Source organism: Acinetobacter sp. YH12144 (assembly GCF_013418345.1).
GTDB classification, from domain to species: domain Bacteria; phylum Pseudomonadota; class Gammaproteobacteria; order Pseudomonadales; family Moraxellaceae; genus Acinetobacter; species Acinetobacter amyesii.
This window is the reverse complement of sequence record NZ_VPCD01000001.1, coordinates 181,368-195,619: the sequence shown is the minus strand read 5'-3', so window position 1 is coordinate 195,619 and position 14,252 is coordinate 181,368. Positions and strand designations below refer to the sequence as shown.

Sequence of the window (14,252 nt, the reverse complement as noted above, 5' to 3'; positions counted from 1 at the left end):
AAATGTAGATCCATTCAGCGGATGCAGATCCCCAAATTGTCATGTAGATTTGTTACTATGAGTCATGTTTAAAAGTGAATGGAAAATCAGTGCTGCCATTTAAATTATGGGTGGATGCAGATGCGCTACCACGCATTTTACGTGATGTGATTATTCGGGCTTCTGATCGTTACCAGTTAGAAGTCACGTTTGTCGCCAATCAAAATGTTGGGATAACGCCTTCAGTGCGGATTAACTCGATTCAAGTGATGAGTGGGGCAGATGCAGCGGATAAAGAAATTATTCAGCGCATGAAAGAGCACGATATCGTGATGACACAGGATATTCCACTTGCTGCTGAAGTGATTGAGCGGGGCGGTATAGCGATACATCCACGCGGTGAGATTTATACCACAGCAAATGTCAAAGCTCGCCTACACTTACGCGACTTTATGGATACATTACGGGGCGCAGGTGTGCAAACCGGTGGTCCAGCACCGATTTCAGAACGTGATAAGCGCGAATTTTCCAGCAGCTTAGATCAAACCATTCAAAAGCAAAAGCGTAAAACGGCGCAGAAGTAAAAACCATGCCATCTAAAACAAATCTAGCGACGACCTATGCGTTGTTGGTCTTCATTTGGTCGACCACGCCACTTGCCATCGTTTGGAGTGTCAGTGATATCAATGCGTTTTGGGCACTGATATTACGCTTTTTTATCGCATTACCTTTGGCTGTCGCATTATTGTTTATTTTTAAACATAAACTGCCGATGGATAAAACCTCGCTGCACAGTTATTTGGCCGGGGCGTTTAGTTTTATTGGTTCTCAGATTTTTACCTATATGGCAACGGCCTATCTCAGCTCAGGCATTATTGCCCTGATGTTTGGTTTGGCACCAATTATGACGGGTCTGATCGGTCGTTTCTTCTTTCATACCTATCTGCATCGCTTGCAATGGATTGGGATGTTGATTGCCGTCTGTGGTTTAGCCATTATTTGCTTAGGCGGCAGTGATCAGCACGTACAGCCTGTTGGTATCGTCTTAATGTTAATGAGCGTGTTCGTCTACTGTATGTCGATTTTTTGGGTGAAAAAAGTCAATGCACCTTTGCAGCCCATGTCTCAAGCCACAGGTTCGATTCTTATCTCAGCACTATTTTCTTCCGCGATGCTACCGTTTATATGGCAGTATGCACCGACACAGATGCCTTCAACTAAAGCGCTCATTGGCTTATTTTATGCAGTGATTATGGCTTCATTGATTGCAATGTTTTGTTATTTCAAACTGGTACAAAACATCAAGGCGACAACTTTGTCTTTAACAACGGTACTCACACCCATGCTTGCTATGCTCTTTGGTGCTTTACTGAATGATGAAAAATTATCATTGATGGTTTTACTTGGTGCTGTGATTCTATTATCAGGCTTGTTTGTTTATTTTTATAAAGATTTTCGGGCGAACAGAGAGCTCGCCCACAAATTAAAACATTGATTAAAAATCACTCTTTGTTTTGGGTCAGTGCGATACACTCTGCAAGTTTGACGCGGTCTTGAGGGAGCAGCGTGATAAAATAGGCACCCGTACGATATAAGTTGCTTTCTTCTTCACGGCTATAAACCACTTGTGCTGTTGCCGCAATATGGAAGAAATTTTCAGGGTGGCTTAAGGTCACATGGATATAAGTACCTTCTTTAATCGCGCGTTCGCTAAAAAAGCTCAAACCAGTCTCTGAGAAATTCACATGCTCAGGCACTGGTAACATGCTTTGTACAATTGCGTCGTATAAAGAACCCGTAATAAGGTTTAACTTTTGGTTAAATAAGGATAAGATTCGAGCAATTTGTTGATCTTTCTCAGCTAATTGTTCTAATTCGTAGTTGAGTGCATGATCAAATTGATCTAATTCAGCAAGTAGTAGAAAATAGCGCGGCAATACAAAATTAGGATCGTAAGGATCATTCAGTGCAACATCATCAGAGATAATCTGATAGTTGATGCGCAAAGCAGCATCGATACGCGACATTACACGGCGTTCAGTTTGAACGCTTTGATGCTGTAAATTTTCCATAATATATTACCTCGGACTAGATGGTTATGTTTAAACCAATCTCGCTGTATATAGGGTTGAGATACACTCGCGCTCGGCGCAGTAACCACTTTATTTCTTTTATTGCTCTGGTATCCATGATCGGCCTCACGCTTGGTGTGGCAGTCCTTATTACAGTTTTATCTGTGATGAATGGTTTCGATCGTGAGCTGAAAACTCGTGTCTTAGGAATGATACCTCAAGCCACTGTTTCTTCAACACAAATTTTAACAAATTGGCCTGAACTTGCAAAAAAAATTGAGCAGCATGAGCATGTTCAAGGGGTCGCACCATTCACCCAATTACAGGGAATGTTGACGGCACAAGGTCAAGTGTCTGGCATTATGGTCAGTGGGATTGAACCGCAGTATGAAAAAAAGGTATCAATTATCCAAGACCATATGGTGGAAGGCAGTATCGATAACCTGAAAAAAGGTGAGTTTGGTATTGTCCTTGGCAAGCAAATGACAGATGCCTTAGGTTTAGGTTTGAATGACAGTGTGACCTTGGTGCTTCCTGAAGCAACACCTTCGCCGGCTGGGGTCGTTCCGCGTTTTAAACGATTTAAAATTGTGGGTATTTTCAGTATTGGTGCAGAAGTTGATTCGATGATGGGCTATATTGCTCTGAACGATGCATCAACTTTATTAAGACTACCAGACGGTGCGCAAGGCATCCGTATGAAGTTGGATGATATTTTTGCAGCGCCACAAGTGTCTCAAGAAATTGTGCGTGATCTACCTGCAAACTTCTATGCTTCAGATTGGACTTATACGCACGGCAATCTGTTCAGTGCGATTCAAATGGAAAAGGCAATGGTGAGTTTGTTGCTGTTCCTGATTGTATTGGTTGCAGCATTTAATATTGTGTCTTCATTGGTGATGGTGGTCACTGATAAAAAATCCGATATTGCCATTTTGCGTACACTAGGCGCTTCACCGGCTACAATCACACGGATCTTCATGGTGCAAGGTACAGTGATCGGGGTGATTGGTACGGTGTCTGGGGCAATTTTAGGGATTATTGCTGCATCGAGTATTAGTAATTTAGTCGGTTGGTTGAATACCACACTGGGCTTAAATATGTTTGATGCTTACTTCATCAACTATTTACCGTCTTATTTAAGATGGCAAGATGTTGTGGTGATTGTGTCCTTATCATTGGGTCTTAGCTTTATCGCGACTATTTATCCGGCTTTACGTGCAGCTAAAGTTCAACCTGCAGAGGCTCTACGCTATGAGTAATTTAGTTTTAGATGCCCAAAACATTACCAAATCTTTTACCGATGGGAAGTCTACAGTCGATGTGATTCGTGGACTTTCATTACAAGTCAAAGCGGGTGAGTTTGTTTCGATTGTGGGGTCAAGTGGTTCTGGTAAAAGTACGTTGTTGCATGTATTGGGTGGCTTAGATCGTCCAACATCGGGTCAAGTGTTGATTAATGGTCAACGCTTTGACACTTTAGGTGAAGCAGAGCGTGGATATATTCGTAATGAGCATTTAGGTTTTGTATATCAATTCCATCACTTACTACCTGAATTTACCGCCTTTGAAAATGTGGCGATGCCATTAATGTTACGGAAGTCGAGTAACTTCAAAGAAGTCAAGCAGCAAGCTGAATACCTGTTGGAACGTGTTGGACTTTCCCACCGCATGACGCACAAACCCGGCGAACTTTCAGGCGGTGAACGTCAACGTGTGGCTTTGGCCCGTGCATTGGTAGCAAGACCTAAGTTGATGATGGCTGATGAGCCAACAGGGAACTTAGACCGAAAAACCGCAGTGAAGATTTTTGAGTTGCTATCTGAGTTGCGTAAAGAATTTAACATGGCCATGTTAATCGTGACCCATGATGAATATTTAGCTCAATCTGCTGATGCGATTTTGCATATGCAAGATGGTTTATGGGTTGATGACTAAGCGCTAAATTGATTTCGCAAAAATTAGTGGATTAAGATTGTTTGATTGAAGCTCACCTCGGTGGGCTTTATTATTGCCAGCACATAATAAAAATAATGATGACTCATGTTGCAAAGCTTTTGTATTGGCTGGATTTTAGGCATTTCTTTTATGGGTTTCAGGTTTTGGAATCCACAACTCTCGACAGCTCAGTTGCTTTTTATTGTCCTGATTTGGCTAGGTTTACAGCTTGGTATTTCATCAAAACTAAAAAGTATTTTTTCGAAAATCTTACAGCTCAGTACAAATCTATGCATGGGTGCAATTCTCGGCTTCAGTTTCGCCAATACTCAACTTGATCAGCGTTTGGCATTGGTTGAGCATCAGAGCAGACAAGGCGAGTTTATTGTGTATATCCCACAAATTAGCCAACTCAAAGACCAAGCGATACATCAAAAAGTCGAAGTGCTAAATGTGAATCAGCAGATTCAATATTTTATGGCGTATTTACCCAATTCGATTTTGCAAAATAATGACCAGACGATCCAGCTAGTTCCCGGGCAATACTATCGCATGTATGGTGAGTTACGGCCTACACAGAGTTATGTGACCGAAGGTGCATTTGATCAAGAACGGTGGAGCATACAGCAAAATATACATGCCAGTTTAAAGGTGAAGTCAGTCGAATTGATACCACCCCAACATATGACTGCAATGGGCTATGGTCATCAGTATCAACGACATCAAGGTGTGTTGCATCAGTTCAAAATAAAAGTCGAACAGCAGCGTTTATATTTAAGAGCGTTTATATATCAACAACCACTACGAAATCATGGCTTGCTGCTAGCACTGCTTACTGGTGATAAAAGTTTACTCACTGAAGGCACCAGTGAATTATTTCAACGCTTTGGCATGAGTCATTTACTGGCGATCTCTGGTCCGCATGTACTGGTTTTTGCCAGCATGCTCTGTTGGGCGATGCAGTTGGGTATCCGTAAATATTGTCCCAAAATTTATCTCAAATGGCCTAAACAATATGTATTGGTCGTGCCCTTTATCTTCTGTGTCCTTTTATATTGTGCATTTACCGGTTTTGAAATACCAGCACTAAGAACGCTGACGATCTGCCTTGTCGCAAGTAGCATGCTTTTGTTACGGCAAACCATTCAGCCTTTTCAACTGCTGGTTTTTAGTGCCGCTATTTTATTGCTCGTGGATCCCTTTAGTATTTTATCCGCGGCATTTTGGTTGTCTTATGGCGCATGCTTTATTTTACTGCGGATATATCAAACCTTAAGGATGCATTTACTGGCTCAAGCGGAAGTCAGTTTTTGGCAAAAGTTAAAGCATTCAATGTGGTTGATGGTGGAATCACAATGGAAAATCTTTGTCGCCTTATTTCCATTGATGGTGATTTTTTTCAAGCAAGTGACTTGGATTAGCCCATTAAGTAATTTATTCGCCATCCCGTGGTTAGGGGCTGTGGTGGTTCCTTTAGATATCATCGGAGGGGCACTTTCTTATATTTCTACACCTTTGGCGCATTTGGTCTTTTTATTCAATGATCTGTGTTTAGAAGTGTTGCATGTATTTCTCTATGGCTTAGATCGACTCTTTGCACCACAAATGCAAGATGTCGCATTGACGTCAACTCAGATCGTACTGTTGATACTCGTTATAGTAATCTTATTTTTACCTGAAGGAATCTTGCCAAAATATTGGGCGGTCATTGCCTTTTTTGCTCTGTTTATCCCATGGAGAAATTCAGCAAATTTTCAGCTTTCAATTTTAGATGTGGGGCAAGGGCAGGCGATCTACATCCGATCTGTAGATCATCATATGATGGTGGACTTCGGTGGAAACTATGATGAAAATAAATTTAGTGTTGGGCAAAATATCATCCGGCCATTTTTGAGTGTGCAAGGTGTCCATCGACTAGATCGGGTGTTATTGACTCATTTAGATCAAGACCATAGTGGTGGCTTTTTCTCATTGGAGCAACAGCTTGATATTGGACAGCTTTCAAGTAATGAGCGGGTACAAACCATAAACCAAGCTCCACAGCGCTTATGTCAGCGTGGTCAGCAGTGGAATTGGGATCAGCAAGTATATTTTGAAATACTCTCGCCAAAGCCTGAAGATCTGACAAATGCTCAATGGAATGCCAATGAACGTTCTTGTGTTCTATATGTCACGGTCAAAGGCGTCAATGGCCCACGACATTTTCTATTGATGGGGGATGCGGGTTGGGAGACGGAATATCAAATGTTAAGTGATTATCCAGACCTAAAAGTCGATGTCTTGGTGCTTGGACACCATGGTAGTCGGCACAGTTCATCCTATGCGTTTTTAAACCATTTTAAGCCCAAGTTGGCGATTGCTTCCGCAGGTCGCTTTAATCGTTATGGACATCCTGCAAAGATGACCCAAACACGTCTCAAACAATTAGACATTCCACTCTTGCAAACTGCACAAAGTGGAAGTATTCATTTCAAGCAAAATAAACAACAAATTGAACTAATTGAAGAGCGTACAAAGTATAAATGGCTCGATCTATATCGCAGGCTATCTAAAGAATCTGAATAGAAAACTGCTTCAAGTGTATTGCTTGAAAATGTCATTCTGTCACATTTTTAATTTTTTGCTGTCTTTGATATTCCTCACGAATATCACGAATGCGTTGAGCGGCTTCCTCATCACTAATATTGTATAGATTTCTCAATTTTGGATTGGCTTTAAAGCGTTTATAGCTCCAGTGATAATGTTCTGGATAACGATGAATTAAATCTTCCACTGCTTTAAAAATAACCATTGAGCCATCATCTGCATTGCCTTGATAAATATTGTCATCGATAGGTTCGATATGCATATCAAAACCATGATTATCATTACGAATGGCGTACAGTAAGAGCGCACGTGCTTTGGTTTTTTGAATTAGTTTTGCACTTAAGTTGCTGGTTTTTAGTGGAATACCAAAGTATGGAATCATTTCACCGCCGGCATTGGGGGTATGGTCTGGCAAAATCACCGTCGTCCCACCTTGTTTTAAGGCTTTGAAAATTTGACGTACACCTGATTCATCCGTAGGAACCAATATTGCTTGCTCACGGCTTCGAGCAGCACGGACAAAATTGTTGGCAGATTCACTTTTTACCGGCTTGTACATGATGGTCATTTGAGTGTACTGCGCAACCCATGCATTCATGATTTCCCAAGTACCAAAATGTGGTACCACGAGTACAACGCCTTTTTGTAGGGCGAGCGCTTCATGTAAATATTCAGCGCCATGTACGTGATGAATTCGTTGAATATTTTTTTCTGTACTTGCACCCCAAATGTTAAAAAATTCAAAATAAGAACAAAGTTCGTTTCGAATCGCTTGTTTAGTGAGTTGAATGCGAGCTGACTCTGATAATTCAGGCAATGCAATTTTAAGATTGCGTTGAATCGTAGAGTAGGTTTTAGAGATTTTTAAAACATTGACTAACCCAGCCAAACCTTTTGCAATTAATCTAGAAATTTGAATAGGTTGACGGCTGATAAATTTTAACAGGTGATATGTGGTGTCCTGTGAATTTTGGTCGGTCATCTTATTTAAGTCTGAAAGAAATGAAAGAAAATTTAAAATAATTATAGGGGAAAATGAATTGATTAGACAGTTATAGCGATTAGCGTGTATATAATGACTACAAATTAACGATCAAATGGGTTTTTTTATGTCCGAATGGCCACCAAAACCTGAAGAAAAACAGCAAAGTTCTTCAAACAATATCCAGCAGCCAACTGGAAATGAATGGAAAATATTAGAAAAAGCCGTGCTTTCTTCCGTTGAGGAACAACGTAGAGCACGTAGATGGGGTATATTTTTTAAATTTTTAACCTTTGCTTATTTGCTATTTATTATCATTGCGATGGCGAAAAGTTGCAGCATGTCATCATCAGATCCTGCAGCAACAGCGGGTTCACATATTGCCGTGGTTGATATCATTGGGACCATTGCAGCGGACAAGCAAAGTGTAAACAGCGCAAATACCATCAAAGCTTTGAAAAAAGCTTATGAAAATAAACAAAGCAAAGCGGTTGTTTTAAATATTAATTCACCGGGTGGTTCACCTGTTCAGTCTGATGAAATCTGGCAAGAAATTCAGTACTTGAAAAAAGCCCATACCGATAAAAAACTGTATGCCATTATTGGTGATACAGGCGCTTCAGGTGCGTACTATATTGCTTCTGCCGCAGATGAAATTATTGTCAATCCTTCAAGTTTAGTGGGTTCAATTGGCGTGATCATGCCGAACTATGGCGTTAGTGGTTTGATGCAAAAGTTTGGTGTAGAAGATCGCACCATGACTTCGGGTGAGAACAAAGCGATTTTATCCATGACTCAACCTGTCGATGCTGCACAAAAAGCACATGTTCAAGGTGTACTCGATAACGTTCATGCGCATTTTATTAATGCCGTGAAAGAAGGTCGCGGTAAGAAATTAAAATCGAATGATCCGGCTATTTTCTCAGGTTTATTTTGGACAGGTGATCAGGCTGTGAAGCTGGGTATTGCTGACCGTACAGGTAGTTTAAATAGCCTGAAACGTGAGTTGAAAACTGAAAAAGCTGTGAACTACACCATTGAAAATAGTCCATTTGATTCTGTACTTGGTCGTATGGGAAGTTCATTTGGTCAAGGTTTGGCAAGCGCATTGTCACAACAGGTTCAATCTGAAAACAGCACGAAGTTACAATGAAACCGTTAATTCATTTTGCGCACGCCAATGGCGTGCCATCACTGGTTTATCAAAAATTGTTTGATTTATTGAGTGATGAATATGATGTGATCTATGTGCCGCTACTTGGGCCAGATAAGCGTTACCCAATCGATAACCATTGGAAGAGCTTAACACAGCAAGTCATTGATAGTATTGTACGTCAGGCCAATGGTCGTAAGGTGATTGGATTAGGTCACTCATTAGGTTCGGTTTTAACATTTCAGGCTGCGTTACAACGCCCAGAATTGTTTGAACAAGTGTTAATGATTGATCCGCCTATGATCATGGGTAAAGAGTCTTTTGCTTTGCACATTGCAAAACTCCTCAAACTCAAAGTTGTCGATAAAATGTCGCCCGCAGGCTTGTCGAAACGTCGTCGTGATCATTGGGACAGTCGTGAACAAGCAGCGGAGCTTTTAAGGCCGAAAGGTTTTTATAAAGATTTCGATCCAGACTGTTATCAAGCTTATATTGATTATGCCTTGATGGACGATAAACTGCGTGGTGGGGTGGAGTTGACGATTTCACGTGATGATGAGGTTCATATTTTTCGAACCAATCCTTCACTGTGGTGGTTACCTCAGACTCAACCACAAGTGCCTGTGCAGCAGTTAATTGCAGAGCAGGGGCCATTTTTAGCTCGGCACTTTCCACAAAAGGTTGAGAAAAAATTTGGGATTCCATTTAAAGTTGTTGCGGGGAGTCATATGTTCCCATTGGAACATCCTGTGGAAACTGTTGAATTGATCAAAGATTTACTTAAATTGCCTAAGCGTCATCATTAAAGCTTAAAAACGACAACACAAAAAAAAGCACTCTATAGAGTGCTTTTTTTATGAATGAAACATTCTACTTTTGAGATTTATTTCGCATTTTCAAATTGTAAAACAACTTTGTTGTTGGCATCTAAAAATTTCAAATGATCTTTAGAGGCATCATAATGAGTAACTTGGCTCAATGCCTGCGAAAAATGTTGAGGAATATTTGTCGCAGTCAAACACGCTCTTTGTGTTGTAGCAAGGTTTGAAAATTGGATTTTTGTGTTTTGCACAGCGTAACCGCCCATGAATCGATTACAACCATCAGAACCACTTACACGAGTATCGTCGAAAGTGATGGTGGGTACGTTCGAATTGTTAGGGTCAGCTTCAAGCTTAACGCCTTGAATTTCACTCGCAACCCAATTTTTGTTTTGTAATTTATCTAAATTACGATCAGTAGCCGGATTTGATGTCGTAGCACAACCAATCATACCCAGTGTTATACATGCACAAGTCGCCAGTGTGATGGATTTTAACATGTGATTTTCTCCACTTTTTTTGAAGGATGTAATATTTCTAGATTTATAAGGTTTACTAATTGCAATATAAGCTTATTATTTTAATGATGCTAAAAGCTTTAATTTAACTAAAAACTACATATTGATCATAAAGTTGAACATTCTGCAAAAATGGATTTTAGATTTTAGATTTTAGATTTTAGATTTTAGATTTTAGATTTTAGATTTTAGATTTTAGATTTTAGATTTTAGATTTTAGATTTTAGATTTTAGATTTTAGATTTTAGATTTTAGATTTTAGTAATAAATAGAGTTTTATTTGGCACTGAAAAACAAAACGCACCCTAAGATGCGTTGATTGTTAAATTATACAGTTGCTTAGAACTTACAGAATTGAACAGGTTGTTGCAAAGGCTCGCCACGATATAAAACACCGTTTTCAGTGTGTTGAATGGTGCCATTACAAATCCATTCTGCCACTTGAGGGTAAATCACATGCTCAAGCACGTGAACCCGATCTGCCAGACTTTCAGCATGATCATGCACATTGACTTTAAGTACGCCTTGAGCAAGCGCTTGACCAGCATCCAGCTCTGCAGTCACATAGTGAACTGTACAGCCATGGAAGACATCACCGGTGTTTAAAACACGTTGATGAGTATGCATGCCTTTATAATTTGGCAGCAGAGAAGGGTGGATGTTAATCATTTTTCCTTCCCATGCTTTGACAAATTTTGCGCTTAAAATGCGCATAAAGCCTGCTAAAATGACCAAATCAACATCCCAGTCGAGCAGTTGTTGATGCATCACATCATCAAAAGCTTCACGACTTGGATATTGTTTATGTTCAATGACTGCAGTTGCAATCTTTGCTTTTTCTGCACGTTGCAGTGCAAAAGCGTCAGGTCTATTGGAAATCACCCCAACGATTTGACCTGATAGATTGGCATCGATCAGGGCTTGCAGGTTAGATCCGCTGCCTGAAACAAGTACAGCAATTTTAATCATGAACGTTGCTTATGCGAAAACTACACGGATTTTTTCGTCAGCGCCTTCAACAGATTCAGCATTATCTGCAATGTGACCCATTGTGAATGCTTTTTCGCCAAGGCTATTGAGTAATTCAACAGTTTTGTCAGCATCGGCTGCATCAACCACGAGAACCATACCTACGCCACAGTTAAATGTGCGGTACATTTCAAATTGTTCAACACCACCTTCTTTTTGAAGTAGTTTGAATAATTCTGGCCATTCCCAAGATGCTTCATTGACTACCGCTTGAGCACCATTTGGCAGTACGCGAGGTAAGTTACCCGGTAAACCGCCGCCTGTGATGTGCGCCATAGCGTGTACATCCACTTCTTTCAATAACTGAAGAATTGGTTTTACATAAATACGTGTTGGTTCCATTGCTGTATCTGCAAGTGGACGACCATCAACGATTTGAGTAAGGTCAACGTTTTTCACATCTAAAATTTTACGAAGAAGTGAGTAACCGTTTGAGTGTGCGCCAGAAGATGCAACACCAACTAAAACGTCACCCGCTTTAACTTTAGAGCCATCAATAATTTTGCTTTGCTCAACTACACCTACGCAGAAACCTGCAAGGTCATAGTCTTCGCCTTCATACATACCTGGCATTTCAGCAGTTTCACCGCCAACCAATGCACAGCCTGCAAGTTCACAACCCGCACCGATACCAGTTACAACATTTGCTGCAACGTCAACGTTGAGGTGGCCAGTTGCATAGTAGTCAAGGAAGAACAGTGGTTCAGCACCACATACAAGAAGATCGTTTACGCACATTGCAACCAAGTCTTGACCAATTGTGTCATGACGGTTCAAATTCAATGCTAAACGCAATTTTGTACCAACACCATCTGTGCCAGATACGAGAACAGGTTCTTCATAACCTTTAGGAATTTTACAAAGAGCGCCGAAGCCGCCTAGGCCGCCCATTACTTCAGGACGTGCAGTACGTTTCGCGACAGATTTGATACGATCGACTAACGCGTCGCCCGCTTCAATGTCGACACCTGCATCTTTGTAGCTTAAACCAGTGTTTGGGGTAGAAGTTGAGTTGCTCATAATGAAGTCTCCGCATTCGCGCGGGGATTATAACCTGAATATGCAAAACTCTTATGCTATTTCGCACTAAAATGTTATCTTTATTAAAATATTTTCCTTTCTATAACGATTACATTGAAAAAAGGTGACTTTATATGGGTGATCGCACCTTGCGCCGAATATTTATTCTTGCTGGGATAGCATTGATCCTATGGGTTTTATACTTATTAAAGCCTGTAGTTGTTCCTTTTATCGGCGCATTTCTAATTGCATATTTATTTAGCCCTTTAGTCGATAAATTACATAATATTGGCTTGCCGCGCTGGTTATCTATCAGTTTGGTCTTTATTGGAATTGGTGTTGCTATATTCCTTGCCATGTGGTTCCTCGTACCACTGGTATGGGAACAGTTGATGTATGCGAAAAACAATATTCCAAGCAATATTCATTGGGTCAACTATACATTCCTGCCGTGGTTATCAGAGACATTTAATCTTGTACCGATGGAAATTGATACAGAGCAAATGTCAGCAGCGATCATGGAGTATATTCAAACCAACTATAGTGCAGACAGTATCCAAGCCATGTTGTTAAAAGTGGCACAATCGGGTCTGAATTTCATACAGATTGGTGGCACGATTGTCTTAATTCCAATCATAGCTTTCTATTTCTTATTAGATTGGGAACGAATGTTAGAAAACATGCGTCGCCTTATTCCACGTAAATATGAAAAAAGCACGCTCACAATCGTGGGCGAATGTCATGAAGTTTTAGGTGCATTTGTAAAAGGCCAATTCTTGGTAATGTTCTTATTGGGCGTTGTATATGCGGTTGGACTTCAATTGGTGGGTATTGAGGTCGGCATCATCATCGGGATGATTGCGGGTCTAGCCAGTATTATTCCGTATTTGGGTTTTGCGGTTGGTATTATTTCGGCAATTGTGGCTTGCCTGTTCCAATTCGGTTTGGATTGGGTGCATTTGGCCTTAGTACTGGTGGTATTCATGGTAGGGCAGGCAATAGAAGGTTATATTTTACAGCCTTTCTTATTAGGCGACAAAATTGGTTTGTCTCCAGTAGCCGTAGTTTTTGCGGTGCTTGCAGGCGCGCAATTGGCAGGACTCCTCGGAATGCTCATTGCACTACCCGTTGCAGCGATTATTGTGGTGTTATTACGTCATGCGCGTGAAAATTATGAGAAAAGTAATTTATACCGAAATGATGTACTTGTGGTGAATGATGCTGAAATTGGCACATTAAGCGTAGAAACCAATCAAATTGCTGTCGATATAGAGCTCAAAAATCAGTCTGCAAATTCGCTGCAAGATCCTGAAATTTCGAGTAACATTGAACGATCAGAACATAAAGATTGATAAGGCCAAAATATAGATATGCGTCAATTGCAGTTAGATATAGAACCCCAGCTCGATGCCCGAATTAGTGATTTTTCTGGGCCGAGTTGGGGACATGTAATCGATGGTGTACGTCAATTACATGCAGGATTAATGAATCGTTTCTATATCTATGGTGGAGCTGGTACAGGAAAAAGCCATTTACTGTCTGCAATATGTGATTCTTATTTAGAAATTGGCAAATCAGCAATTCAAGTTTCATTGCTTGAACTGCTCGATGCGCCCACTGAAGCGATTACTTCGCTCGATCGCTATGACTTGGTGGCTTTAGATGATATTGAAGCCATCAGTGGAGTTCCACATTGGCAAAAAGCCGTTTTTCACCTGATTAACTATAATAACGAAGAAGGTGGTCAATTGGTCTTTTCATCTCGACTGGCGCCCATTGAACTCAAACTTGAACTGCCAGACCTACAGTCTCGATTAACTCAGGCTGTTAGTGTGAAAGTGCCGAATGGTAGTTTATACGCAGACCGTCAAGCGCTCGTTAACTCTGTTTTAGCGCGACGTGGCATCCATATGGATCAACAAATTGTGGATTATTTGTTGGCACATGGGCCGCATCAGGCGTCTATTTTACTTCGCTCTTTAGAACAACTTATTCAGATGTTAAAAGGTGAAAAAGTCAAATTGAGTCATGCCAATTTAAGACAGATTTTTGCCCTAATTGATGAATATCGGTAAGCAATAAAAATTCTTGAGTAATTACTCAAGCTGTGACAAAGTACATAAAAATATTTTAATGTTGCAAGGATTGTGCAAC

At 40.6% G+C, this 14,252-nt stretch carries 14 protein-coding genes; 9 read left to right on the top strand and 5 right to left on the bottom strand.

Annotated elements, in window-relative coordinates:
• Positions 1-74: 74 nt before the first annotated feature.
• Together FTU79_RS01065 and FTU79_RS01060 are read left to right on the top strand one after the other, a co-directional pair.
• Positions 75-563, top strand: a complete 489-nt coding sequence (locus FTU79_RS01065; protein ID WP_372491130.1) for a YaiI/YqxD family protein — start codon at positions 75-77, stop codon at positions 561-563.
• Between the two features lie 5 nt (positions 564-568).
• On the top strand, positions 569-1,474 hold the full coding sequence (locus FTU79_RS01060; RefSeq protein WP_180048731.1) for a DMT family transporter: 906 nt from the start codon (positions 569-571) through the stop codon (positions 1,472-1,474).
• 7 nt (positions 1,475-1,481) lie between these two features.
• Here FTU79_RS01060 and FTU79_RS01055 read toward each other — a convergent pair whose 3' ends face one another.
• Positions 1,482-2,051, bottom strand: coding sequence for a PilZ domain-containing protein (locus FTU79_RS01055; RefSeq protein WP_078192054.1), 570 nt, complete (start codon positions 2,049-2,051; stop codon positions 1,482-1,484).
• 26 nt (positions 2,052-2,077) lie between these two features.
• Here FTU79_RS01055 and FTU79_RS01050 point away from each other — a divergent pair, with 26 nt between their 5' ends.
• The 3 genes from FTU79_RS01050 to FTU79_RS01040 all read left to right on the top strand — a co-directional run bounded on the left by FTU79_RS01050 (position 2,078) and on the right by FTU79_RS01040 (position 6,554).
• Positions 2,078-3,313: a lipoprotein-releasing ABC transporter permease subunit gene (locus FTU79_RS01050; protein ID WP_180048730.1), complete on the top strand. Its 1,236-nt coding sequence runs from the start codon at positions 2,078-2,080 to the stop codon at positions 3,311-3,313.
• On the top strand, positions 3,306-3,989 hold the full coding sequence (gene lolD / locus FTU79_RS01045; RefSeq protein WP_078192053.1) for a lipoprotein-releasing ABC transporter ATP-binding protein LolD: 684 nt from the start codon (positions 3,306-3,308) through the stop codon (positions 3,987-3,989). The genes FTU79_RS01050 and lolD overlap by 8 nt, the downstream gene beginning before the upstream one ends.
• 105 nt (positions 3,990-4,094) lie before the next feature.
• Positions 4,095-6,554, top strand: coding sequence for a DNA internalization-related competence protein ComEC/Rec2 (locus FTU79_RS01040; protein WP_180008948.1), 2,460 nt, complete (start codon positions 4,095-4,097; stop codon positions 6,552-6,554).
• A gap of 31 nt (positions 6,555-6,585) precedes the next feature.
• On the opposite strand, the gene FTU79_RS01035 is transcribed toward FTU79_RS01040, so the two are convergent.
• Complete coding sequence (locus FTU79_RS01035) at positions 6,586-7,557, bottom strand: lysophospholipid acyltransferase family protein (RefSeq protein WP_180008950.1); 972 nt, start codon at positions 7,555-7,557, stop codon at positions 6,586-6,588.
• Positions 7,558-7,684: 127 nt separating this feature from the next.
• Here FTU79_RS01035 and sppA point away from each other — a divergent pair, with 127 nt between their 5' ends.
• Both sppA and FTU79_RS01025 read left to right on the top strand, forming a co-directional pair.
• Complete coding sequence (gene sppA / locus FTU79_RS01030) at positions 7,685-8,710, top strand: signal peptide peptidase SppA (protein ID WP_078190385.1); 1,026 nt, start codon at positions 7,685-7,687, stop codon at positions 8,708-8,710.
• Complete coding sequence (locus FTU79_RS01025) at positions 8,707-9,516, top strand: alpha/beta fold hydrolase (protein WP_180008952.1); 810 nt, start codon at positions 8,707-8,709, stop codon at positions 9,514-9,516. Before sppA ends, FTU79_RS01025 begins: the two co-directional genes overlap by 4 nt.
• Positions 9,517-9,593: 77 nt before the next feature.
• Here FTU79_RS01025 and FTU79_RS01020 read toward each other — a convergent pair whose 3' ends face one another.
• The 3 genes from FTU79_RS01020 to purM all read right to left on the bottom strand — a co-directional run bounded on the left by FTU79_RS01020 (position 9,594) and on the right by purM (position 12,098).
• Positions 9,594-10,031 carry an META domain-containing protein gene (locus FTU79_RS01020; RefSeq protein WP_078192049.1) on the bottom strand — a complete coding sequence of 146 codons (438 nt, stop codon included), beginning with the start codon at positions 10,029-10,031 and terminating at the stop codon, positions 9,594-9,596.
• 357 nt (positions 10,032-10,388) lie between these two features.
• Positions 10,389-11,018 (bottom strand): phosphoribosylglycinamide formyltransferase, encoded by a 630-nt coding sequence (gene purN, locus FTU79_RS01015; protein ID WP_180008955.1) that lies wholly within the window; start codon positions 11,016-11,018, stop codon positions 10,389-10,391.
• A gap of 9 nt (positions 11,019-11,027) precedes the next feature.
• A complete protein-coding gene (gene purM / locus FTU79_RS01010; protein WP_078190382.1) occupies positions 11,028-12,098 on the bottom strand; it encodes a phosphoribosylformylglycinamidine cyclo-ligase in 1,071 nt (356 codons plus the stop codon).
• A gap of 134 nt (positions 12,099-12,232) precedes the next feature.
• On the opposite strand from purM, the gene cxpE reads away from it, so the two are divergent.
• Complete coding sequence (cxpE, locus tag FTU79_RS01005) at positions 12,233-13,450, top strand: chloramphenicol efflux transporter CxpE (protein ID WP_180048729.1); 1,218 nt, start codon at positions 12,233-12,235, stop codon at positions 13,448-13,450.
• A gap of 18 nt (positions 13,451-13,468) precedes the next feature.
• Positions 13,469-14,173 (top strand): DnaA regulatory inactivator Hda, encoded by a 705-nt coding sequence (gene hda, locus FTU79_RS01000; RefSeq protein WP_078190380.1) that lies wholly within the window; start codon positions 13,469-13,471, stop codon positions 14,171-14,173.
• Positions 14,174-14,252: the final 79 nt, after the last annotated feature.

Excerpts from the sequence above, each read along its gene's own strand:
- sppA (WP_078190385.1), top strand. The coding sequence starts at position 7,685 with ATGTCCGAATGGCCACCAAAACCTGAAGAAAAACAGCAAAGTTCTTCA.
- hda (WP_078190380.1), top strand. The coding sequence starts at position 13,469 with ATGCGTCAATTGCAGTTAGATATAGAACCCCAGCTCGATGCCCGAATT.
- FTU79_RS01040 (WP_180008948.1), top strand. The coding sequence starts at position 4,095 with ATGTTGCAAAGCTTTTGTATTGGCTGGATTTTAGGCATTTCTTTTATG.
- purM (WP_078190382.1), bottom strand. The coding sequence starts at position 12,098 with ATGAGCAACTCAACTTCTACCCCAAACACTGGTTTAAGCTACAAAGAT.
- FTU79_RS01050 (WP_180048730.1), top strand. The coding sequence starts at position 2,078 with ATGTTTAAACCAATCTCGCTGTATATAGGGTTGAGATACACTCGCGCT.
- FTU79_RS01060 (WP_180048731.1), top strand. The coding sequence starts at position 569 with ATGCCATCTAAAACAAATCTAGCGACGACCTATGCGTTGTTGGTCTTC.
- lolD (WP_078192053.1), top strand. The coding sequence starts at position 3,306 with ATGAGTAATTTAGTTTTAGATGCCCAAAACATTACCAAATCTTTTACC.
- FTU79_RS01035 (WP_180008950.1), bottom strand. The coding sequence starts at position 7,557 with ATGACCGACCAAAATTCACAGGACACCACATATCACCTGTTAAAATTT.
- FTU79_RS01055 (WP_078192054.1), bottom strand. The coding sequence starts at position 2,051 with ATGGAAAATTTACAGCATCAAAGCGTTCAAACTGAACGCCGTGTAATG.
- purN (WP_180008955.1), bottom strand. The coding sequence starts at position 11,018 with ATGATTAAAATTGCTGTACTTGTTTCAGGCAGCGGATCTAACCTGCAA.
- FTU79_RS01025 (WP_180008952.1), top strand. The coding sequence starts at position 8,707 with ATGAAACCGTTAATTCATTTTGCGCACGCCAATGGCGTGCCATCACTG.
- cxpE (WP_180048729.1), top strand. The coding sequence starts at position 12,233 with ATGGGTGATCGCACCTTGCGCCGAATATTTATTCTTGCTGGGATAGCA.
- FTU79_RS01020 (WP_078192049.1), bottom strand. The coding sequence starts at position 10,031 with ATGTTAAAATCCATCACACTGGCGACTTGTGCATGTATAACACTGGGT.